At 68.8% G+C, this 23224-nt stretch carries 15 protein-coding genes; 7 read left to right on the top strand and 8 right to left on the bottom strand.

The window, feature by feature from the left end:
* Positions 1-39 precede the first annotated feature (39 nt).
* Positions 40-393 (bottom strand): YgiW/YdeI family stress tolerance OB fold protein, encoded by a 354-nt coding sequence (locus CFB81_RS24925; RefSeq protein WP_089436855.1) that lies wholly within the window; start codon positions 391-393, stop codon positions 40-42.
* 233 nt (positions 394-626) lie between these two features.
* Here CFB81_RS24925 and CFB81_RS24930 point away from each other — a divergent pair, with 233 nt between their 5' ends.
* The 4 genes from CFB81_RS24930 (at position 627) to CFB81_RS24945 (ending at position 3748) form a co-directional block, all read left to right on the top strand.
* A complete protein-coding gene (locus tag CFB81_RS24930; RefSeq protein WP_069617335.1) occupies positions 627-1289 on the top strand; it encodes a response regulator in 663 nt (220 codons plus the stop codon).
* 5 nt (positions 1290-1294) lie between these two features.
* Positions 1295-2662, top strand: a complete 1368-nt coding sequence (locus tag CFB81_RS24935; protein WP_373452658.1) for an ATP-binding protein — start codon at positions 1295-1297, stop codon at positions 2660-2662.
* Positions 2663-2899: 237 nt separating this feature from the next.
* A complete protein-coding gene (locus CFB81_RS24940; protein WP_089436857.1) occupies positions 2900-3346 on the top strand; it encodes a MarR family winged helix-turn-helix transcriptional regulator in 447 nt (148 codons plus the stop codon).
* A gap of 33 nt (positions 3347-3379) precedes the next feature.
* Positions 3380-3748, top strand: coding sequence for an antibiotic biosynthesis monooxygenase (locus CFB81_RS24945; protein WP_089436858.1), 369 nt, complete (start codon positions 3380-3382; stop codon positions 3746-3748).
* 734 nt (positions 3749-4482) lie between these two features.
* Here the strand turns inward: CFB81_RS24945 and blaPEN-B are convergent.
* Complete coding sequence (gene blaPEN-B / locus CFB81_RS24955; RefSeq protein WP_089436859.1) at positions 4483-5421, bottom strand: PEN-B family class A beta-lactamase; 939 nt, start codon at positions 5419-5421, stop codon at positions 4483-4485.
* A gap of 136 nt (positions 5422-5557) precedes the next feature.
* Between blaPEN-B and penR the strand changes: the two genes are divergently transcribed.
* Complete coding sequence (gene penR, locus CFB81_RS24960) at positions 5558-6448, top strand: beta-lactamase transcriptional regulator PenR (RefSeq protein ID WP_089436860.1); 891 nt, start codon at positions 5558-5560, stop codon at positions 6446-6448.
* Positions 6449-6931: 483 nt separating this feature from the next.
* On the opposite strand, the gene CFB81_RS24965 is transcribed toward penR, so the two are convergent.
* The 3 genes from CFB81_RS24965 to CFB81_RS24975 all read right to left on the bottom strand — a co-directional run bounded on the left by CFB81_RS24965 (position 6932) and on the right by CFB81_RS24975 (position 16755).
* The gene (locus CFB81_RS24965) at positions 6932-7183 is read right to left on the bottom strand and encodes a hypothetical protein (protein ID WP_006482135.1); all 252 of its coding nucleotides are present in this window, start codon (positions 7181-7183) and stop codon (positions 6932-6934) included.
* 96 nt (positions 7184-7279) lie between these two features.
* Positions 7280-9502: an amylo-alpha-1,6-glucosidase gene (locus CFB81_RS24970; protein ID WP_089436861.1), complete on the bottom strand. Its 2223-nt coding sequence runs from the start codon at positions 9500-9502 to the stop codon at positions 7280-7282.
* Between the two features lie 155 nt (positions 9503-9657).
* Entirely contained in the window at positions 9658-16755 is a 7098-nt protein-coding gene (locus CFB81_RS24975; RefSeq protein WP_256976316.1) for an autotransporter-associated beta strand repeat-containing protein, read from the bottom strand.
* Between CFB81_RS24975 and CFB81_RS36675 the strand changes: the two genes are divergently transcribed.
* Positions 16754-16882 carry a hypothetical protein gene (locus CFB81_RS36675; RefSeq protein WP_256121867.1) on the top strand — a complete coding sequence of 43 codons (129 nt, stop codon included), beginning with the start codon at positions 16754-16756 and terminating at the stop codon, positions 16880-16882. The genes CFB81_RS24975 and CFB81_RS36675 overlap by 2 nt on opposite strands.
* Positions 16883-17466: 584 nt before the next feature.
* Here CFB81_RS36675 and CFB81_RS24980 read toward each other — a convergent pair.
* Together CFB81_RS24980 and CFB81_RS24985 are read right to left on the bottom strand one after the other, a co-directional pair.
* Positions 17467-18126 (bottom strand): YdcF family protein, encoded by a 660-nt coding sequence (locus CFB81_RS24980; protein WP_069617341.1) that lies wholly within the window; start codon positions 18124-18126, stop codon positions 17467-17469.
* 187 nt (positions 18127-18313) lie between these two features.
* Positions 18314-19348, bottom strand: coding sequence for a rod shape-determining protein (locus CFB81_RS24985; protein WP_089436862.1), 1035 nt, complete (start codon positions 19346-19348; stop codon positions 18314-18316).
* 271 nt (positions 19349-19619) lie between these two features.
* On the opposite strand from CFB81_RS24985, the gene CFB81_RS24990 reads away from it, so the two are divergent.
* A complete protein-coding gene (locus CFB81_RS24990) occupies positions 19620-22031 on the top strand; it encodes a patatin-like phospholipase family protein (RefSeq protein ID WP_089437134.1) in 2412 nt (803 codons plus the stop codon).
* Between the two features lie 55 nt (positions 22032-22086).
* Here CFB81_RS24990 and CFB81_RS24995 read toward each other — a convergent pair whose 3' ends face one another.
* A complete protein-coding gene (locus CFB81_RS24995) occupies positions 22087-23217 on the bottom strand; it encodes an ATP-binding protein (protein WP_089436863.1) in 1131 nt (376 codons plus the stop codon).
* Positions 23218-23224: the final 7 nt, after the last annotated feature.

Genomic DNA, 23224 nt, shown 5'->3' on the forward strand with positions numbered 1-23224 from the left:
ACCGGTCGTCCATGGTATCACCGGCCCCGCGCCCACCGGTCAGCGCAGCACTTCGACGTGATCGGCGTCGACCTTCACGCTGCCCGACCACTTGCGCTCGAATTCGCCGGTCAGCTTCACTTCGTTCCGGTCGCTGACAGGCTGGCCCGCCGCCCACAACTTGTGGTCGATCTCGACGCGGATCGTGCCGGTGGCGTCGGCGAACTCGTAATCCTCGCCGCCGACGTGCTTGACGATGCGCCCCTGCAACTGCACGTGCTGGTCGTCCCGGCCGTTGGCGAGCAATTCCTTCACGGTCGTCGTGGTCAGCGCGGACGGCCCCGTGTATTGCGCGTAGACGGCGGCAGGCAGCGCGACGAGCGCAACCGCCAGGATGCTGGCCAGGTGTTTCATGATCTCGGTCCTCTTGTTGATGTGGCGCCGCGCTCCGTTGAACGCGACGGCGCCATATTACGGACCGTAAGATTAAGCAAACCTGAAGGGCGTACCGACGTGACACGGTGCTGCATTGGACGAGTACGCAAGCGGGTCGCGCACCGCGCGCATTTAAGCTTCGCCTAAGACGCGTGCGCTTATCATGAGTACCCCGGGCGCCGAGGCGCCCCCGTTGGAGAGGCACGAAATCCATGCGCGTACTGCTCGTCGAGGACGATCCGCTGATCGGTAGCGGGCTCGAACAGGGCCTCAAACAGGAAGGCTTCGCGGTCGACTGGGTGAAGGACGGCGACGCCGCGTCGCTCGCGCTGCGTACGACCGGCTACGGGCTGCTGCTGCTCGATCTCGGGCTGCCGAACCGCGACGGTTTGTCGGTGCTCGCCGCGCTGCGCCGCCGCGACGAAAACCTGCCCGCGATCATCATCACCGCGCGCGACGGCGTGCCCGACCGCATCGCGGGCCTCGACAGCGGCGCGGACGATTATCTCGTCAAGCCGTTCGAGCTCGACGAACTGCTCGCCCGCATCCGCGCAGTCACCCGCCGCCATGCGGGCCGCGCGCAGACGACGCTCGCGATCGGCCCGCTGCGGCTCGATCCCGTCAAGCACCTCGTCTGGCTCGACGACGACGAAGTGCCGCTGTCGCCGAAGGAATTCGTGCTGCTGCACGAGCTGATGCGCGAACCGGGCGCGGTGATCTCGCGCGAACAGTTCGAGGAACGGCTGTACAGCTGGGGCGAGGAAATCGAGAGCAACGCGGTGCAGGTGCATATCCACAACCTGCGTAAAAAGCTCGGCCACGACATGATCCGCACGGTGCGCGGCGTCGGCTACCGGATCGGTGACGGCACGTGACGCGGATGCAACGCGCGGTCGCGCGCTGGCGCAACGCGTCGCTGCGGCGGCGCCTGCTGACGTGGCTGCTGCCGGCCGCGTGCGTGATCGGCCTGGTCGCGAGCGCCGGCACCTACTGGGGCGCGCTGCGCGAACTCGACGATCTGCTCGACGACCAGATGCGCAGCATGTCGAAACAGATCGTCGTCGGCCCGAACGGCGAGCTGTCGTTCAGCAACCACGCCAAGGGCAAGCACGGCTTCGAAGCGAGCGACCCCGATGCCGTGCTGTTGCAGGTGTGGCGCAACGGCACGCTGGTGTATTCGACCGACCGCGATTCGAAACTGCCGCCGCCCGCGCAGCAGGGCATCGGGAGCGTCGACGTCGGCGGCCAGCCGTGGCGCACCTACGTGACCGAGCGCGGCGGCACGACGATCCGGCTCGCGCAGGCGCGGCATGCGCGCTGGGAAGCGATCGCGGGCATCGCCGTCCACCTGCTGTGGCCCGTGTTCTCGATGCTGCCGCTGCTCGCGCTCGGCCTGTGGTTCGGCATCGGTGCGGGGCTGCGGCCATTGCGGGCGATCGCGGCCGGCCTGAAACGCAGGAATGCGAACAATCTCGAGCCGGTCGACGTCGCATCGATGCCGAACGAGGTTCGCCCGCTCGCCGAAGCGATCAACGACCTGCTCGCACGCCTCGACCGCTCGTTCACGCTGCAGCGGCACTTCATCGCCGATGCCGCGCACGAGCTGCGCACGCCGATCATGGGACTGTCGATCCAGTCGGAACTGCTGCGGCGTGCAGCGACCGCGGAGGAACGCGAGCATATCCTCGCGCAAATCCATGCGGGCACGACGCGCCTCGGCCACCTCGCCGAACAGTTGCTGACGCTCGCGCGCCTCGAACCCGATGCGCAAGCGGCCGTCGCCGCATCGGCGCCGGTCGATCTCGCGGCGCTGTGCCGCTCGGTGGTGTCGGACCGCGCGCGCGTCGCCGATGCGCACCGCATCGATCTCGGCGCGATCGTCGACGCACCCGTGATGGCCGCAGGCAATGTCGACACATTGCGCGTGCTGCTGAACAACCTCGTCGACAACGCGATCCGCTATGCGGGCGAAGGCGCGCGCATCGACGTGTCGGCGCGCATCGACGGCGAGACGCCCGTGCTCGAGGTCGCCGATGACGGCCCCGGCATTCCGGAGGCCGAACGCACCGACGTGTGGGAGCGCTTCTATCGCGGCGAAGGCGCACAGGCGGTCACGTCGTCGGGCAGCGGGCTCGGGTTGTCGATCGTCAAGCGAATCGCCGAACAGCATCGCGCGACCGTCGCACTCGGCACCACGCGCGGCGGGCGCGGGCTGACCGTCACGGTGCGCTTTCCACGGCCGGCCTGATGCGCGTGGCGGGCGGCTTTTGTCCACAGATTATGTTGGCAAGCTTGTGGACAAGCTTCCATTAACGGCATCAAGTCATTGATCGGAAAGGGTTTGTCGTGCGTGCGCGGCAAACGCGCCGGCGCGGGGCAAGCACGCGTTCGCGTCAGTTGTCGTTGTCGATCCGCCCGACTCGCCAATTCGACAACCTATTGTCAATTTCGTAAATTAGTTGTCAATTTACGACTCGAGCGGAATATGACGAAATCCGACAAATTGACCGCCGTCGCGCTGTCCGTATTCCGCTTGAACGGCCTGCTGATCGAATGGGGCAACACCTTTGCCGGGCCGCACGGCTTGACCAGTGCGCGCTGGCAGGTGCTGGGCGCGATCTCGATGGCGCCGGACGCGCCGAACATTCCGCAGATCGCCGATGCGATGGGCATCACGCGGCAAGCCGTGCTGAAACAGATCAACGTGCTGACCGACGAAGGGCTGGTGCTGTCGTTGCCCAATCCGGCGCACAAGCGCTCGCCGCTGTATGCGCTGACGCCGCGTGGCGAAGCGGCCTATCAGGCCGTGGTCGAGCAGTGGCAACGGCATGTCCGCGACATCGCCGGCGACTTCAGTTCCGCCGACCTCGACGCAGCGCTGCGCGTGCTGTCGGCGATGTCCGCCGCGCACGGCCAGGACCGCCACGCGTGACCGCCCGCTCACCCTCTCCCCCCAAGAGTGCCCATGCCTCGGTTCAAGCCGATGGATCCGGCCTGCCCGATCCAGCAACAGATCGCGATCGACGCCGGGCCGGTCGTGCTCGTCAACGTGTTCACGCTGGCGCCCGCCGACGAAGCCGACTTTCTCGCCGTCTGGAAGGACGACGCGGCATTCATGAAGCGGCAGCCGGGATTCATCTCGACGCAGCTTCATCGCGCGCTCGGCAATAGCCCGACCTACCTGAACGACGCGATCCGGGAATCGACGGACGCGTTTCGCGCGGCCTTCACGCATCCGGAATTCGTCGCGAAGCTGTCGGCCTACCCGTCGTCCACCGTCGTCAGTCCGCCCCTGTTCCAGAAGGTCGGCGTGGCCGGTATCTGCACCGCTTGAGCCGGCGTGCGAATCGTGGCAACGCGTGGCATCGGCCGAATCGCGAACGCGGACTTCTCCACAGAAAATGTTGGCAAGCTTGTGGATATCCTGCGCACCGCGACGCTAAACCCTTGATCCGATGGACTTTGGCACGCGTGATGCAGATGCGGCGCGCGTCATGGCCATCGCGCACACCGCTTCGCCGCACTTCGCATCACGATGCCAACGACGCCGCGCCGATGCGAGTCCGATGCACGCCATAACCGCCGCACGCGGGCCTGACTTGCCAGGCGGCACTTACCCACAGATTGTGTTGGCAAGCATGTGGATAGCCTGCGCATACCGTGACCAAGCGCTTGATCCGAAAGGCTTTGTCCGCGCTGCTTCGAAAGCGGCGCGCGGCCGCCCAATAGCCGGTTGCATGCCGCCTCGGCGCGTGGCGCGCCGCCTGCCACGCCGGCTGCCCTGCTTGTCCACAATTTTTGTTGGCAAGCGTGTGGATAGCCTGCGCATACCGCGACCAAGCGCTTGATCCGAAAGGCTTTGTCCGCGCTGCTTCGAACACGGCACGACGGCGCGTGTCACGCCGCACGACGCAGCGCGCAGGCTTGTCCACAATTTTTGTTGGCAAGCATGTGGATATCCTGAGCATGCGTGTTCCAAGTCGTTGATCGCACAACGTTTGAGCGCGCGGGTCACGACTGCGGCACGGCGCGTCCGCGGAACTCGCCACGCGCGCCGTGCCACGCTGCTCAGCCGAACGTCTGCGCGACGATCCGTGCGACCGACGCGATCACGTCGTCCTTCGCCCGCGCATCGGCGCGAGCCTGCGTGTAGTACACGGCCAGCACGATCGGCGCGCGCGACGTCGGCCAGATGACGCCCGCGTCGTTCGTCGTCCCGTAGTCGCCGGTGCCGGTCTTGTCGCCCACCGCCCACCCGGCCGGCACGCCCGCACGAATCCGCTTGTCGCCGACCTTGTTGCCGCGCAGCCATGCGACGAGCTGCGCACGCTGCGCGGCCGGCAATGCGTCGCCGAGCGTCAGCACGCGCAGGCTGGCGGCCATCGCGGCGGGCGTCGTCGTGTCGCGCGTGTCGCCCGGCAGCGCGGTATTCAGTTCGGTCTCCCATCGATCGAGCCGGAACGTGTCGTCGCCGATCGAGCGCGCGTAGGCGGTCACCGCCGATGGGCCGCCGATCAGCTTCATCAGCAGGTTCGCGGCCGAGTTGTCGCTGTACTGGATCGTGGCCTCGCACAGCGCGGCGACCGTCATGCCCGCGCCGACATGCTTCTCCGACACCGGCGAATAGTTGACGAGGTCGGCCTTCGTATACGTCACGCGCTGTTGCAGCAAGCCCGGCCGCTCGACGCTCTGCGCGAGCACCGCCGCGCTCAGCATCGCCTTGAACGTGCTGCAGAACGGGAAGCGCTCGCTCGCGCGATGCTCGATGACCCGGCCGCTCGCCGTGTCGATCGCGCACACGCCGAGACGGCCGCCCGCGTCGCGCTCGAGATCGGCAAGCGTCGCCGCGGCCGCCGCGGGCGCGATGGCATCCGCGGCAGCCGCCGCTGCCGCCGTGGCTTCGTCCGGCGCGGCGGCCGGCCGCGACGCGCACGCGGTGACGGTGAAAACGAGCGGCGCCGTCGCGGCGGCCAGCAACAGGGTTCGACGTTTCGATGAGTAGGTCATGTCGGTTGTCTCGTGGTGGAATGGCGGCGAAACGTGGTCGACGCGTTGAAAACGGCCGGCCGCCGAGACCGCACTATCGAGACTTTACGGTTGACTGACAAGCAACGATAATTGGGCGCTGACAAAAGAAATTCTTATGACTAAGCTCCGCCCTCATCTTCCGCTCAATGCGTTGCGCGCGTTCGAATCGTCGGCGCGCCACCTGAACTTCACGCGCGCCGGCCTCGAGCTGAGCGTGACCCAGGCCGCCGTCAGCCAGCAGGTGCGCTCGCTCGAGGAGCGACTCGGCTGTACGCTGTTTACGCGGCTGCCGCGCGGCCTGGGGCTGACCGACGAGGGCCGCGCGCTGCTGCCGGTGCTGAGCGACGCGTTCAGTCGCATCGAGACGGTGCTCAAGCAGTTCGACGGCGGACGTTTCCACGAGGTGTTGACGCTCGGCGTCGTCGGCACCTTTGCCCTAGGCTGGCTAATGCCGCGGCTGAAGCAGTTCGGCGACACGCACCCGTTCGTCGAGCTGCGGCTGCGGACCCACAACAACGTCGTCGATCTCGCCGCCGAGGGCCTCGACTTCGCGATCCGCTTCGGTGAAGGCAACTGGCCGGCGACGCGCAACGAGCGGCTGCTCGATGCGCCGCTCACCGCGCTGTGCGCGCCGGACATTGCGCGGCGCATCGCGCAGCCGGCCGATCTCGCGAACGAAACGCTGCTGCGCTCGTATCGCACCGACGAGTGGCACGGCTGGTTCGACGCCGCGCGGCTCGAACCGTGGGCCGTCAACGGGCCCGTGTTCGATTCGTCGCGGCTGATGGTCGAGGCCGCGATGCAGGGTGCGGGCGTTGCACTCGCGCCTGCCTGCATGTTCGCGCGCGAACTGCAACTCGGCCAGCTCGCGCGGCCGCTCGACATCGACGTGCGCGCGGGCGGCTACTGGCTCACGTCGCTGAAGTCGAAACCGCTGACGCCCGCGATGACGCTCTTTCGCGACTGGATCGTCGCGGAAGCGGCCGGCGCGGCGGCGGCCGGGTAACGCGGCGTCGCTTGTCCACAGAAAGTGTTGGCAAGGATGTGGATATCCTGGGTACCCGCGGCCTAAGCCCTTGATCGCGCACGCATTCACGTGCAGATGCACGGAGCGGGCAGCCTTGGCGCGCGGGCTTCGCGCACGCGGCCCCTGCCGATCGGATCGTCAACCATTGCGACGCAATCGATTGCAAGTTGTCCACAGATTTTGTTGGCAAGCCTGTGGATATCCGTCAGATCGGACGCATAACATCTTGATACACAAGGGGATTCGATCCACGGACCTTGACCGGTCAATGGTGTGGCACCGGAATGGTTGTCGAACCGCACGCCTTGCACGCGCGGCCCGCCCGGCCCGGGGACGGGCGGTTCTCCACAGATTGTGTTGGCAAGCTTGTGGATATCCTGCGTATCGGGCACCTAACTGATTGAGCGCACGGGGTTTTGTGCCGCGTCCACCGAATCGGGCAGCGCGTGCGCGGCCCGTGCATCAGTGACGGTCGAGGCCGCCGCGCAATTCGCTCGCCTTGTCGCGCAGCGCTTCGTAGCCGGAACGCGCATGCTCGGGCAGATCGGGATCGCCGATCAGCGCGCCGAGCGTTTCGATCAGGCTGAACAGGATGCCCTTCGCCGCGCCGACCGCAATGCTCTGCGATTCGATCGACTTGTGCAGGTGGTCGACCGCCGCTTCGAGATTCTCGAGCTTGTGCTCGCCGTCGTCGGGCCGGTTGTCGGTCGTCATCGTCTACCTCCGCCATCGTTCAAGGGTCATGTCACGATTCTATGCCGCTGCGCGCGAACGTGGCGCGACATCGCGCAACGTTCGCGCGGCACCGCGCTACAGCACCGCGACCACCTGCACGCGGCCCGGCTGCTCCGCCGCCGCGATGACCTGGCCGTCGACACGGCGGAACGTCAGCGACACGGTTTCGTCGCCGACGCGCAGCGCATCGATCCGCAGCCAGTCGACGCCTTCCGGCAATGCCGGGCGCTCGACGCGCACCTCGTGGCGCGACGCGTCGATGCTCACGCCGAGGCACGCCTGCAGCATCATGAACGGCGCGCCGGCCGCCCACGCCTGCGGCAGGCAGGCCACCGGATACGCGGTCGGCGGTTCGCCGCGCCGGCGCGGGAACCCGCAGAACAGCTCCGGCAGGCGCATCTCGAAGCTCACCGCCGCCTCGAACAGCGCACGCAGCAGATTCACCGCGGCCGTCTTGTCGCCGTAGCGCGCCAGGCCGCGCGCGATCAGCGCATTGTCGTGCGGCCACACCGAACCGTTGTGATAGGCCATCGGATTGAAGCGCGGCTGGCCGGCCGCCAGCGTGCGGATGCCCCAGCCCGTCTGGAACAGCGCCGAGCCGAGCACGCCCGCGACCGCCGCGCCGCGCTCGGCGTCGGGCAGCCCGAATGCCAGCAGGTGGCCCGCGTTCGACGCGGACACGCGGCACAGCTCGCCATGACCGTCGAGCGCGATCCCGTAGAAATCGCCTTCCGGCATCCAGAACAGCGCATCGACCTGGTCGCGCAGCGTCTTCGCGCGCAACGCATAGCGCGTCGCGTCGGCCGCATGGCCGCGCCGGCGCGAGCACGCCGACATCGCGTCGAGCGCCGCGCACGCATAGGCCTGCACTTCGACGAGCGCGATCGGCCCGTCCGGGAAACGGCCATCCGCGTGGAACACCGAATCGTGGCTGTCCTTCCAGCCCTGGTTCGCGAGGCCGCGCTCCGACGTACGCTGGTAATCGAGCAGCCCGTACGGGTTGCGGTCGCACTTGTCGATCACCCATTGCGCGGCGCGCTCGAGCGCGGGCCACAGCTCGTCGATCAGCGCATCGTCGCCGGTGCGTTCGGCATAGGCGCCCGCGAGCACGATGAACAGCGGAGTCGTATCGACGCCGCCGTAGTACAGCGCGAACGGCACCTCGCCCGTCGCGGCCATCTCGCTGCGGCGGAACTCGTGCATGATCTTGCCGGGCTCCGCATCGCGGAACGCGGAGGTCTCGCGCGCCTGATGCTCGGCGAGAAAACGCAGCACGCCGCGCGCGAGCGACGGCTGCAGCCACAGCATCTGCAGCGACGTGATGATCGCGTCGCGGCCGAACGGCGTCGAGAACCACGGAATGCCCGCATACGGGTACGGCCCCGTGTCGAGCTGCGTCGTGAGCAGCCCGAGATCCGCGAGCGAACGATCGAGCCAGGCGTCGAACAGCGGATTGCCGGTGTTCACGCGCGCCATCGACTCGCGCCGTGCGCGCATTTCGCGATGCACGCCGACGAGCGCGGTGCGCAGCGCGACGCGGCCGCATCCGGGCCCTTCGGCCTGCGCGGGCCCGAGCGTCGCATCGACGGTCAGGTAGATCGACACGCACGCCTGCGCGGCGATCGTCAGCGTGTAGTCGGCGCGATCGACCGACAGCGCGTCCGGCGCCGGCGAGAAATGCACGGTCACGTTGCGCTCCACGCTGTCGAGGCCGTCGTAGCGCAGCCGCACCGCGCCCGCGTCGACGCGCGGCGCGCCCACCGTGCCGCGCTTCGGCCGCTGCGTGCCGCGCACTTCGAACATGTCCTTGAAATCGGCCGCGAACGACAGCGACAGCGGCACCTCGGCTTCGCTCGCGCCGTAGTTCGTCAGCGTCAGCGCTTCGTACAGCACGTCGCCCGCGAGCACGCGCGTGCGCTCGATATGGATCACGCCCTCGGGCGTCTCCTTGCCGCCGAGCGGCGGCAGCGGGCGGTTCGTCAGGTGCGCGGTGAACGACGCGTTGTCGGCGCTCGTCGCACCCGACAGCAGCGACGGCGCGCGGCCGCCGAACGTCAGGCGCCAGGTCGACAGCACGCGCATGTCGTCGACGAACAGGCCGTCGTCATGCCCGCCGATGTCGCCGAGCGCGTCGCTGACCACGAACGCGTCGCCGGATTTCAGCACGTACTGGTTGTTGCGCGCGAGAACCTGCGGATCGGCTTCGGGCGCGATGAAGGCGGGACCCGACGCGGGGGTCGCGGCAATCGGCGCGACTTGCGGCGCCTGCGTCGTCGTGGCTTCGGCGTGGTTCGGCATCGATGCTCCTGTGTCGAGGCGCAACGCGCGGCGCGCGTCGCGTGTTTCGCACAGGATAGGCCAGAACGGCGAACGTGCGCAGCGACGAAACGGCCGCGGCGCGGGGCGACGTTGCTTCGTCGCCTCGCGCCGCGTACGGGCACATCAGTTGCCGGTCAGAATTTCCACAGGATGTTGCCGAGGATCGCGTTGTCGCGCACGCCGCTGCCGAATTGGCCGCTGTACGTGAGGCCGAGCGTCAGGCGCTTCGTGATGTTCGCGTCGATGCCGGCTTCGAGCACCGCGCTGTCGCGAGCAATCGGCACGCCCGACACCTGGAACGACGTGCCGCCGTTCGCGAACGTGAACGCCGACGACGGCCGCACGTTGCCGAACGCATGCCGCCAGCCGACCGTCCCGCGCGCGGTGAACGTGCCGCTCGCGATCGAGCCGAGCTGCGACGCCGCACGCAGGCCGAGCGTCGAGAAGCCGACGTGGGTCGTCTCGCCGCCGGCGCGCAGCGCGGCCGCGCCGCCGGTTTCCGTATAGCCGTCGGTATGCAGGTTCACATACGCGAGGCCCGCGAACGGTTCAATCGCAACCGGCCCGACCGGCACCGCGTAGCCGACTTCGCCGAACACCTGCGCCGAATGCGCGTTGTAGCCGGCCGAATTGTGATCGGAGAAGCCCGCGAAGCCCGGATAGCGGTCGCTGTTGATCCGATACCACGTGTACGACGCGCCGCCGCGCACGCCGAGTGCGCCATACTGCGCGCCGCCGTACAGCGACACGTAGTAGCTGTTCACCGCCGCCGACGAACTCTGGTCGTTGTCGAGCGAGCTGTGCGTGACGCCCGCGGCCAGACCCGCGCGCCACTTGTCGTTGAGCGCCATGTCAGCGCCGGCGATGAAGCCCGTCATGCTGCGGTTGATCGACGACGCGTTGCCGTCGCCCCCGAGCCGGCTGCGACCGCCGAACGCTTGTCCCCAGACGACCGGCTGATAGGGCGTCCCGCCGTAGCACCCGGCGCGCGAACCGATTCGGCGTTCCGGCGGCAGCGTCGGATCCGCCACGCCGGCCGTGTTGTCGCCGCACAGCGCGGCGCCGCCCGACGACAGGGCCGCGAGCGGGCCCGATCCGGGCGCGAGGCCCTGACGAACGCGATCGGTCACCGCATCGCGCACGTAGCGGCTGTCGAGCAGCAGCATGCTCTTCAGGCTCGCCTGCAGCTCGCCGTCGAGCAGCCCGTACGCGCGGCGTGCGGTCGGCGCGTCGGTCGTCAGCACCGTGTCGTACAGCGGATTGCCGGTGCCGAGCGCGGCCACCGCGGTTGCGACCGAGCGCTGGTTCGGCGTCGTCGCGACGTCGGGCAGCGCCGTGCCGTTCTGAGCCAGTTGCAGATACACGTGACCCGGATCGTAGCTGAGGGTCGGCGTCAGGAACGCATAGTTCGCGCTCACCTGGGCGAACGCGCCCTGCACGCCCGACGACGCACTGAGGATCGTGTACGTCGTGCCCGGCTGATAGGTGCTCTGGTTCGCGAGCACCTGCACGGTGCCGCCGTTCAGCGTCGCCGTGCCGCTCGCCGCGAGGCTGCCGCTTTGCTGCGGCGTGGCGGCGACCTGGAACGTCGAACCCGGCTGGAACGTGACGTTGCCGCCCACGTTCAGCGCCGCGCCCGGTTGCATGGCGGCCGCCGTCGCGCCGCCCTGCACCACGAGGCCGCCGATCGTACCGGTGCCCGTCACCGTCGCACCGTTCTGCACGGTGACGGTCGACTGGCCGAGCGAACCGTTGACGGCGAGCGTGCCTGCGCTGACCGTGGTCGGGCCGCTCAGCGTGCTCGTGCCGGTCAGCGTGAGTTGCCCGGTGCCGGCCTGGGTCAGCGAGCCGGTACCGGACAGTACGCTCGCGATCGTCACGTTGCCCGATTGATTGACGACCAGCGCACCGTTGTCGACGACGTCGCCGGCCACGCTGCCCGACGTGCCGCCGTTGCCGAGTTGCAGCGTGCCGCCGGCTGCGATCGTGGTGCCGCCCGTGTACGTGTTGCCGCCGGTCAGTACCTGCGTGCCGCTCGCCACCGTCACGCCGCCCGAGCCGCCGATCGTGCCGCCGAACGTGCTGCTGCCGCTGCCGTTCAGCGCCAGCGCATTCGCGCCGAGATTCACGTTCGTGCCGGCCGTACCCGAGAGCCCGCCGATCGTTTGCGCGCCGGTCGCACCGCTCACGTCGAACGTCGCGCCCGTGCCCGCGAGATTCACCGCGCCGGTCGACGCGAGGCTGCCGCCTGCGCCGAGCGCCAGCGTGCTGCCGCCGTTGATCGTCGTGCCGCCCGTGTACGTGTTCGCCCCGGTCAGCGTCTGCGTGCCGGTGCCGGCCAGCGTCACGCCGCCCGTGCCGCCGATCGTGCCGCCGAACGTGCTGCTGCCGCTGCCGTTCAGCGCCAGCGCATTCGCGCCGAGAGTCACGTTCGTGCCGGCCGTACCCGAGAGCCCGCCGATCGTTTGCGCGCCGGTCGCACCGCTCACGTCGAACGTCGCGCCCGTGCCCGCGAGATTCACCGTGCCGGTCGACGCCAGGCTGCCGCCCGCGCCGAGCGCCAGCGTGCTGCCGCCGCCGATCGTCGTGCCGCCCGTGTACGTGTTCGCGCCCGTCAGCGTCTGCGTGCCGGTGCCGGCGAACGTCACCCCGCCCGTCCCGCCGATCGCGCCGCCGAACGTACCGTTGCCGCTGCCGTTCAACGTCAGCGCATTCGCGCCGAGATTCACGTTCGTGCCGGCCGCGCCGGACAGCGTGCCGAGCGTCTGCGCGGCCGTCGCGCCGCTCACGTCGAACGTCGCCCCCGCGCCCGCGAGGTTCAGCGCGCTGCCGGACGCGAGGCTGCCGCCCGCGCCGAGTGCGAGCGTGCTGCCGCCGTTGATCGTCGTGCCGCCGGTATACGTGTTCGCCCCCGTCAGCGTTTGCGTGCCCGTACCGGCGACGGTTACGCCGCCCGTCCCGCCGATCGTGCCGCCAAACGTACCGTTGGTGCCGCCATTCAGCGTCAGCGCATTCGTGCCGAGGTCGACGTTCGTGCCGGCCGCACCGGTCAGCGTGCCGATCGTCTGCGCGCCGGTCGCGCCGCTCAGATCGAGCGTCGCACCGGCGCTGGCGAGGTCCACCGCGCCGGTCGATGCGAGGCTGCCGCCCGCACCGAGTGCGAGCGTGCCGCCGCCGCTGATCGTGGTGCCGCCCGTGTACGTGTTCGCGCCCGTCAGCGTCTGCGTGCCGCTGCCGGCCAGCGTCAGGCCGCCGGTGCCGCCGATCGCGCCGCCGAACGTGCTGCTGCCGTTGCCGTTCAGCGTCAGCCCGTTGCCGCCGAGGTTCACGTTCGTGCCGGCCGCGCCGGTCAGCGTGCCGAGCGTCTGCGCGGCCGTCGCGCCGCTCAAGTCGAACGTCGCCCCCGCGCCCGCGAGGTCCAGCGTGCTGCCGGACGCCAGGCTGCCACCCGCGCCGAGCGCCAGCGTGCTGCCGGCGCCGATCGTCGTGCCGCCCGTATAGGTGTTCGCGCCGGACAGCGTCTGCGTGCCGGTACCCGACAACGTGAGACTGCCGGTGCCGCCGATCGCCCCGCCGAACGTGCCGCTGGCCGTGCCGCCGAGCGTCAGGGCGTTGGCCCCCAGGTTGACGTTCGTTCCCGCGACGCCCGACAGCGCACCGAGCGTTTGACCGCCTGTCGCGCCGCTCAGGTCCAGCGCCGCGCCCGCGCCGGCAAGGTTCATCGTGCCGGTCGACGCGAGGCTGCCGCCTGCGCCGAGCGCCAGCGTGCCCGCGTTGATCGTCGTGCCGCCCGTATAGGTGTTCGCGCCGGTCAGCGTCGTGGTCGCCGCGCCGTCCTTCACGAGGCTCCCCGTGCCGGAAATCGCGCCACCGAGCGTGAGACTGTTGCTGCCGCCCAGGGTGAGTGCGGCACCCGTGCCGAGATTGACCGCGTTGCCCACCGACAACGCGGCATTCGTATCGAGCGTCGCCGCGCCGCCGACGGTCAGCGCGCCGAAACCGAGTGCGCCGCCATTGCCGAGCACGAGGCTGCCGCTATTCAGGTTCGTGCCGCCCGTGTAGATGTTTGTGCCGGTCAGCGTCTGCGTGCCGGTGCCCGCCAGCGTCAGACTGCCCGTGCCGCCGATCACCCCGCCGAACGTGCCGCTGGCCGTGCCGCCGAGCGTCAGGGCGTTGGCCCCCAGGTTGACGTTCGTTCCCGCGACGCCCGACAGCGCGCCGAGCGTTTGACCGCCTGTCGCGCCGCTCAGGTCCAGCGTCGCGCCCGCACCGGCAAGGTTCATCGTGCCGGTCGATGCCAGGCTGCCGCCCGCGCCGATCGCCAACGTCCCCGCGTTGATCGTCGTGCCGCCCGTATAGGTGTTCGCGCCGGTCAGCGTGGTGGTTGCCACACCATCCTTCACGAGGCTGCCCGCGCCGGAAATCGCACCGCCCAGCGTGAGGCTGTTGCTTCCGCCCAGGGTGAGTGCGGCGCCCGTGCCGAGATTGACCGCATTGCCCACCGACAACGCGGCATTCGTATCGAGCGTCGCCGCGCCGCCGACGGTCAGCGCGCCGGAACCGAGCGCCCCGCCGTTGCCGAGCACGAGGCTGCCGCTATTCAGGTTCGTGCCGCCCGTGTAGGTGCTCGCGCCGTTCAGCGTTTGCGTGCCGGTGCCCGCCAGCGTCAGGCTGCCGGTGCCGTCGATCGTGCCGCTGAACGTGCCGCTGGCCGTCCCGCCCAGCGTCAGCGCGTTGGCGCCGAGGCTCACGCTCGTACCCGCCACGCCCGACAGCGCGCCGATCGCCTGCGCACTGCCCGTACTGATGTCGAGCGCCGCACCTGCGTTGGCGAGATCCACCGTTCCCGTTGCCGCGAGGCTGCCGCCCGCGCCGAGCGCCAGCGTGCCCGCGTTGATCGTCGTGCCGCCCGTATAGGTGTTCGCGCCGGTCAGCGTCGTGGTCGCCGCGCCGTCCTTCACGAGGCTGCCCGCGCCGGAAATCGCGCCCCCGAGCGTGAGACTGTTGCTGCCGCCCAGGGTGAGTGCGGCGCCCGTGCCGACGGTGATCGCATTGCCGACCGACAGGCTCGTGGTCGTATCGAGCGTCGCCGCGCCGCCGACGGTCAGCGCGCCGGTGCCCAGCGCCCCGCCGTTGCCGAGCACGAGGCTGCCCGCGTTCAGCACCGTGCCGCCCGCGTAGGTGTTCGCGCCGGACAGCGTGAGCGCCGCCGCGCCGTTCTTCACGAGACCGCCGCCACCCGCGACCACGCCACCCAGGCCAAGATCGGTGCTGCCGCCGAGCGTCAGCGTCGTGCCCGTCGCGATGTTGACGCCGTTCGCGAGCGACACGTTGGCAGTGGCATCGAGCGTCGACGACCCATTGACATTCACCGCGCCGAGGCCGAGCGACGTATTGCTGCCGACGACGAGGTTGCCGCCGTTCAGGTTCGTGCCGCCCGTGTACGTGTTCGTGCCGGTCAGCGATTGCGTACCGGTACCCGACAGCGTCAAGCTGCCGGACCCGCCGATCGTGCCGGCATAGGTGGCATTGATGCTGCCGCCGAGCGTCAGCGAATTGGCGCCGAGGTCCACGTTCGTGCCGGCCGCGCCGGCCAGCGCGCCGATCGTCCGCCCGCCCGACGCAGTGCTCATGTCGAACGTTGCGCCCGCACCGGTCAGGTTGACCGTGCCGGTCGCCGACAGACTGCCGGCCCCGCTCAGCGCGAGCGTGCCGCTGTTGATGGTCGTGTCGCCCGTATACGTATTCACGCTGCTCAGCGTCGTGGTTGCCGCGCCGTTCTTCGTGAGGCCGCCGCTTCCGCTGATCGCGCCGGTCAGCCCGAGATCGTTGCTGCCGCCGATCGTCAGCGTCGAGCCGGTCGCGAGATTGACCGCGTTGCCGAGCGTCACGTTCGTGCTCGTGTCGAGCGACGCCGACGCGTTGACGTTCAGCGCGCCGGTGCCGAGCGCCGAATTGTTGCCGACCATCAGCCCGCCGGCATTCAGGTTCGTGGCGCCCGTGTAGCTGTTCGCGCCGGACAGCGTCAGCGTGCCGCCGTCGTTCTTCGTCAGCGCACCGCCGCCCGACACCGTGCCGGACAGTGTCAGCCCGGTCGCGCCCTGCACCGTCAGCCCGCCCGCGCCAAGCGACACGTTGTTGGACACGTCGAGCCCCGCCGTGCCCGCCTGCAACGCACCGCCGTTGCCCGTGACGGTACCGGTGCCGAGCGACGCGTTGTCGTTGATGATCGCCACGCCGCCCGTCAGCGTCGCGTCCTGCGCGGTGGACGCGCCGTTGATCGTCCAGTTGCCGCTCGTGACGTCGAGGTGATTGAAGTTGATGTAGTTGTTGACCGCGATCGTGCCGTTCGCCGCGACGCCCTGCTGCAGGTTGAGCGTATTGTTGCCGCCCGCGCCGCCGTCGACGACGCCGGTTGCCGCCACGCCGAGCGTGACCGGGCCGACCGTGATGTTGAACGCGCCACCGGTGCCGCCGGCCGTATTGACCGACGAGCCCGTCACGGCATTGAACGTATTCGTGCTGTTCGCCCCCATCGACACGCCGCCGTTGATCGTGCCCGAGTTGGTGAACGTATTGCCCTGTCCCGGTGTGCCGCTCGAACCCAGCGACACGCGACCGGTGATCGTTCCGCTGTTCGTCATGTTGACCGTGCCGCCGCCGTACGCGGCGACCACCGGCGCATCGGCGCCGACGAGGGTCGCGCCGACCAGCGGGGAGGAGCCAATCGTACCCGTGTTCGTAATCGTCGACGTGCCGCCCGTGCCGTTTTGAACCGACAGCGCCATGCCCGTCACGCCGCTGACCGCGACGCCGGTCGAGCCCATCATCGTGCCGTTGTTGGTCACGGTCGTGGTGCTCGCCGCCGCGTTGCCGACCACCGCACCGCTCGACAGCACGCCGAGCCCCGAGCCGAGCGCCGACGGGTCGATCGTGCCGTTGTTGGTCAGCGTGACGTTACTGCCGGTCAACGACATCGCCGTGCCGCCGACACCCAGCAGCACGCCGACGGTTGCACCGGGATTGACCGTCGCGTTCAGGTTGTTGGCGCTGTTCGAATAACTGGGCGCCAGCGGATTCGCGACGCCGGAACAGGTCACCGTGGTGCCCGCCGTGCTGCAGGTCGCATAGGCGGGGACAATGCCCGCGCCCGACAGCGCCAGAAACACGCCGGTGGGCAACAGCAGTCGCGGAAACGGCTCACTCGTTTTTTTCGGACGGACAGGGTTCATGCTTTCCCTCTTTATTGATTTCGGCTTTGGTATTGGTATTGCGGCCGCAACGGACGGCACGCAGCAGAAAATCGCGGATAAAAGCGTCCTCCCCGGCAATCGCGATGCGCTGTCGGTTTATTCGTGATGAGTTTTTTTATCGGCCCGGGAATGCAGCTGCGGAACTAGTCGAATGACATGATGGCGGCCCCTGGTTTCTGCAGCGACTTTCTGGTTGATTTGATTACTGCCCGCTTTCGTCAGACTAGGCTATATCAAAGTCAAACCGTTTTCCAGTCGATATTTTCCCAACGGATCAACGGCCGACGATTATGTACTTTTTTTACTTTCTGACGGACACGCAGTAAAAACATGCGACGCACTCTTCGCCGGCTTTCCTTGATTTTTCGCAAAGACAGCGGTTGTTCCGCATCGGTGGAAACACCGATATATCGTCCTGATTCAATACGCGCGGATTTTGCATCGCAATATTTTTACCGCGACGAATGATCCATGCAGATAATCAACGTCCGCTTAATAAATCGATCGAATCCGGATTATGGAACTGTCGGCGAAATTGTTTTGATTTTTCGCTCGCAAGAATCTGTAACGCGAATCGTTATTATTTATTCATTGCCCGTGACATTCGCGCGGCCGGCGCGAGACGACGGGAAACCGGAGAAAACAAACGAAACCGCCCGCACCGGAAGCGCGCGCTTGCGGGCCGCCCCGTCACGAAAACAGGCGCATCAGATAAAGCATCGGCCGAAACGAAACCGGCCGCGCATCGGGATTCACCCACAGCCGCACCGCATACACCGCGTAGGCCGGCACCTCGCGCCAGCTCGAATAGAGATCGCGCCACTGGAAGCGGCGCGGATACGCGGCGGAGATGTTCGACCGCGCAATGCCGACGCGCTCGAACGCGAGGCGCGCCCGCGCGAGGTGGTAATACTGGCTGACGATCAGCACGCGCGACAGGCGATGCGCGCGCAGGTAGGCAAGCGTGTGCTGCGCGGTCGCGAGCGTGTTGTCGCCCTGGTCGTCGACGGCGATCCGGTCCGCCGGCACGCCGCGCGCCACGAGGTAGTCGCGCATGGCCGTCGCCTCGTTCAGCCCGGGGCCGTCGATCGCGCCGCTGACCAGAAACGCCGGGCACTGCCCCGCGCGGTAACAACGCACGCCGACATCGAGCCGGGCCGCGAGCACGGGCTTCGGCGCGCCGGTTTCGTCGAGCGCGTTGCCGAAGATTACGGCGACGTCCGCCGGGTCGCTCGGCATCCGCATGCCATGGACGACGATCGCGGCGGCCGCCGCTGCCCAGACGCACGCGACGACGGCCAGCACGCGGCCGGCCCGGGCCGCGAAGCCCCGTTTGGTTCGATGTTTCAAGGTATTCGGTCTCTCAGGTGTCGTCGGGCGCGTCGGCCGGCCCGGCCCCGAACGGGCGCGTCACGCTAGCACGGCGCGCCCGCGCCTGTCCATGCGATGGACCGATGCCCGCCGAGCGGGCCGGCCACCGGGAGATCGAAAGAATGTGAAGGCGTGCGCCGGGCCGCGGCCGGCAGCACCGGCCGGCTCAATCGGCCGGGCACATCGCGAGCCGCCCCATCGCCTCGCCGGCGCCGCGCACCGCGCAGGTGGCCGGCTCGTCGGCGATCCGCGCGACCAGCCCGGTCTCGTCGTACAGCAGGCGTTCGAGATCGGCGAGCAATGCGCCGCCGCCGGTGAGCACCACGCCGCGATTCGCGATGTCGGTCACGAGTTCGGCGGGCGCATTTTCCAGCACCGACTTCACCGCGCCGATCACCTGCTTGAGCGGCGCCGCCAGCGCGTCCGCGACGTCGTGATTGGACAGCTCGACCGAGCGCGGCAGGCCGTCGCCGATGCTGCGGCCGACGGCGCGGGTCGACGTGCGCGGCACCGCGCTGGTGGCCGAGCCGATCGTCTTCTTCACGTGCTCCGCCGTCTGCTCGCCGAGCAGCACGCCGTACAGGTTGCGGACGTGGTTGACGATCGCCGCGTCGAACTGGCTGCCGCCGACGCGAATCGCCTCCCGGTACACGATGCCGCCGAGCGCGACGACCGCGACTTCGGTCGTGCCGCCGCCGATGTCGATGATCATCGAGCCGACCGGCTCGGTCACCGGCAAACCCGCGCCGAGCGCGGCCGCCAGCGATTCCTCGATCAGTTCGACCTCCGATACGCCGGCCGCGAACGCGGCCTCGCGGATCGCGCGGCGCTCGACGGCCGTCGCGTCGGACGGCACGCACAACGTGACCTCGACGCGGCGGCTGAAGCGCGAGCGGGTGCGCGACATGTCGATGAAGCTGCGGATCATCTGCTCGGCCGCATGCGCGTCCGCGATCACGCCGTGCCGCATCGGCCGCACGGCTTCGAGATGCCCCGGTTCGCGGCCGAGCAGCGCCTTCGCGAGCTCGCCGACGGCCTCGAGCGTCGGCCGCGCGTCGCTCGCGCCGCCCTTGCGGAAGCAGACGACCGACGGCTGGTTCAGCACCACGCCGCGTTCGTGCGTATAGATCCGCGTACTCGCCGTTCCCGGGTCGATCGCAACGGGTTGCGCAAACAACTTTCCGAACAGCGGTGTCGACATATCAAACCTTTGTGAGGGAACGGGCCGGGACAGCCGCGCCGCACGTTTTGCCGCGCGTCCATGCCGCCCCATCACGAGCTTAGCGGCAAATCGTTCCGATACTTTAGGCAATTCCGATGATTTTTTCGCGGCGGAATTGCCGGATGGGGCGTTTCGGGCACGTCCGTCCACGCAACGGCCGCTCGCGTCGGGCCTGTAAAACACGGTAATCTCTCGGTCTTGCCTGCTCCCGGCAGGCCTCAGACGCACGATCACGCCAGGTATGTTCACCATGACAGCGACCGTTTCCTTCCGCCGGGCGCCGGTGCGCCCGCTCTGCACGACGCTCGTTGCCTTCTGGTGCTGCACGGTCTTCGCGCAACCGCTGCCGGCCGCCGAACCCGCCGCCGCCCAGACCACTGCCGCCAATGCGCCGGCTGCCCCCGCACCCGCCGCACCCGCTGCGGCGGCGCACACCTGCACGGCCGACGGCGGCCCGGCCGGCCGGCCGTCGATCGGCCTCGTGCTGTCCGGCGGCGGCGCGCGCGGCTACGCACATCTCGGTGTCCTGAAAGTACTGGAGGACAACCGGATTCCGATCGACTGCATCGCGGGCACCAGCATGGGCGCCGTGGTCGGCGGCCTGTACGCGAGCGGGATGGCGGCCGACGAGATGCAGAAGCGGCTGTCCGAGGTCAACCTGGCGGATATCGCGTTCGACGTGACGGACCGCGCGGACCTGCCGCAAACCAGCCGCGAAGACGAACGCCTGTACATCAACGGGCTGACGCTCGGCTTCGGCAAGAAAGGCGTCAAGGCGCCGGTCGGCCTCGTCCAGGGCAACCGGCTGCAGGCACTGCTCGCGAACTGGACGGCCGCCGTGCCGACCAACCAGCCGTTCGACCAGCTGCCGATCCCGTACCGCGCGGTCGCGACCGACCTGCAGACCGGCCAGATGGTCGTGCTCGACCACGGCTCGCTGCCGCTCGCGATTCGCGCGAGCATGGCGATGCCGGGCCTGTTCGCGCCGGCCGAGATCAACGGGCGCGCGCTCGTGGACGGCGGCCTCGTCAGCAACCTGCCCGTCGACACCGCGCGGCAGATGGGCGCGAACGTCGTGATCGCCGTCGACATCGGCTCGCAACTGCGCCCGCTCGACGCGCTCGCGTCGCCGGCCGACGTGATGCAGCAGATGGTCGGCATCCTGATCCGCCAGAACGTGACCGCCCAGCGCAAGCAGCTCGACGCGCAGGACGTGCTGCTCACGCCGGACCTCGGCGCGCTCGCGTTCACCGATTTCCAGAACGCGAAACAGGCGATCGCCGCCGGCGAGATCGCCGCGACCGCGGCGCTGCCGAAGCTGCGGCGGTTCGCGCTCACGCCGGAACAGTACGCGGCCTACCGGTCCGCGCACGCGCAGCCGCTGCCGCCGCCGATCCGGATCACGCGCATCGACATCAAGACCAGCGGCGGCGTGCCGAAGCGCGTCGTCAGCAACGCGCTGCACGTGAAGCCCGGCGACATCTACGATCCGAAGACCGTCAGCCAGGATCTGCTCGGGCTCACGACGGGCGGCAACTTCGAGAGCGTCACGCAGCAGATCGTGAGCCGCGGCGACGACAACGTGCTCGAGATCGACGCGCGCGAGAAGTACTGGGGGCCCAACTTCCTGCTGTTCGGGCTCGGCATGTCGAGCAGTTCGACCGACGAAGGCGGCTTCCGCCTGCACGTCGGCTACCGGCGGCCGTGGCTCACGGAGTCGGGGCTGGAATTCCGCGCGGACACGACGATCGGCAGCGACCTGCAGTCGGCGCGCGTCGAATTGCGCCAGCCGCTGTCGACTGCGTACGGCGTGTACCTGTCGCCGTACGCGGAATACCAGCGTCGCTACGCGAACCTGTACGACGACTCCGGCGACGTGAAGATCACGCAGTACCTGATGCAGACGGCGCGCGCCGGGATCGACCTCGGCCTGCCGATCGCGCGGCTCGGCGATTTCCGCGTCGGCCTCGGTTACGTGACGGGGCACGGCTCGCCGACCTACAACCTGCCGTTCCCGGCAGACGACGGCAGCGGCCAGAGCCTGCTGTGGCCGAGCTTCACGTCGCAGGCGCTGATCGCGCGGGCGCGGCTCGTCATCGATCAGCTCGACGATCCGATGTTCCCGCGCAAGGGTTATTTCGGCGAACTGCGGGTCGAACGCTCGCTGGTGTCGCGCAACGGCGGCTCGGCGCAGGCATTCGCCGACGAGACCAGCAACGCGCCTTATACCGAGATCTACGGCAAGGCGATGATTGCGCAGCAGTTCGGCCGGCACAGCGTCAGTGCGACGATCGAAGGCGGCAAGAGCATCGGCGGCACCAACCTGATCAACGCGTTCAACTTCACGCTCGGCGGCTTCCAGCATCTGTCCGCCTATGCGGCCGACCAGTTGAACGGCAACGAGCTCGCGTACGGGCAGATCACGTACATGAACCAGTTGATGACGTTCAACGCGTCGCCGGTCAAGGCGCTGTCGGTGGGCGCCAGCGCGGAAGTCGGCAACGTGTGGTCGAGCGGCCAGAAGATCGGCGGCGGCGCGCTCAAGCAGAGCTACACGTTCTTCACGAGCCTGTCGACCGCGTTCGGGCCCGTCTATATCGGCGTGGCGCTCGCACCCGGCGGCCGACGCAACTTCTACCTGCAGCTCGGCCGCACCTACTGAGCATGCGCGGATGCCGCGTCGGCGGCATCCGTGCCGAGCGTCGCGCGACGTCGCACTAGACCGGCCAGCTGATCTCGAACCGCGCGCCGCCAAGTTCGACCGGATCGACGACCGCGATCCGGCCGTTGTGCGCGTGGAGCACCTGCCGCGTGATCGAGAGGCCGAGCCCGTAGCCGCCGGTGCGACGGTCGAGACGCACGAACGCGTCGAAGATCCGTTCGCGCTCGCTTTCCGGCACGCCCGGGCCGTCGTCCTCGACGAAGATCCCGATGTTGCCGTGCACGAGCGCGATCCCGACGACGATCCGTGCGTTCGCGTACTTGCTCGCGTTGCGCAACAGGTTGCGCATCGCATACGACATCAGCCGACGGTCCATCTTCACGCGCAGATCCGATTCGATCGCGACGCGGGCCTCGATCGTACGGTCCGGATACAGCAGTTGCGCGTCGTTCACCTGGTGCTCGAACCACGCGACCGGCGCGGTCATCTCGAGGTTCGACTGCAGCGAGCTGTATTCGAGCCGCGCGTACGTGAGGCTCATGTCGATCAGCTCCTCGAGCTCGGTCACGTCCTGCGCGATGCTCTCGAGCGCGCCCTGGTATTCGGCCGCCGAACCCGGTTCGCGCAGCATTTCGAGCGCGAAGCGCACGCGCGCGAGCGGCGTGCGCAGTTCGTGCGAGATCCCGTTCGTCAGATCGCGCTGCGCGGCGATCAGCCGCTCCATGCGCATCGCGAGCGCATTCAGCGTGCGCGCGAGCGGGCCGATGATCACGCTGTGCGATTCGCGGGCGCGCGTGTTGAAGCGCCCGCCGGTGAAGTCGATTGCGCGCTCGCGCACCATCACGAGATCCGACCAGACCGGCCGCATCCACCGGTACGCGGCGAGCGCGGGCGCGGTGAACACGAACGCGAGCACGATCCAGATGTCGCCCGGCAGCGAGTCGAACGCATGCCACACGACCTGCGGCGACAATTCGACGCACAGCGCGAGCGCGGGCACCAGCGCGGTGAGCAACACGAGGCCGATCAGATGCAGGTAGGTGCGCACGTACAGGCGCGACCAGCTCGGAATGCGGTCGGCGCGCGTGTCGGTCCACGCGCGGCGGAAATGCAGCCAGCGCCATTTGACGTAGCGCAGCGTCGGTAGCGGCGGTGCATCGGGGTGCGAACGGGTTCGTCGAATCATCGCGGCT

Origin of the sequence: Burkholderia sp. AU28863, from assembly GCF_002223195.1 — a bacterium.
Lineage (GTDB): Bacteria > Pseudomonadota > Gammaproteobacteria > Burkholderiales > Burkholderiaceae > Burkholderia > Burkholderia sola.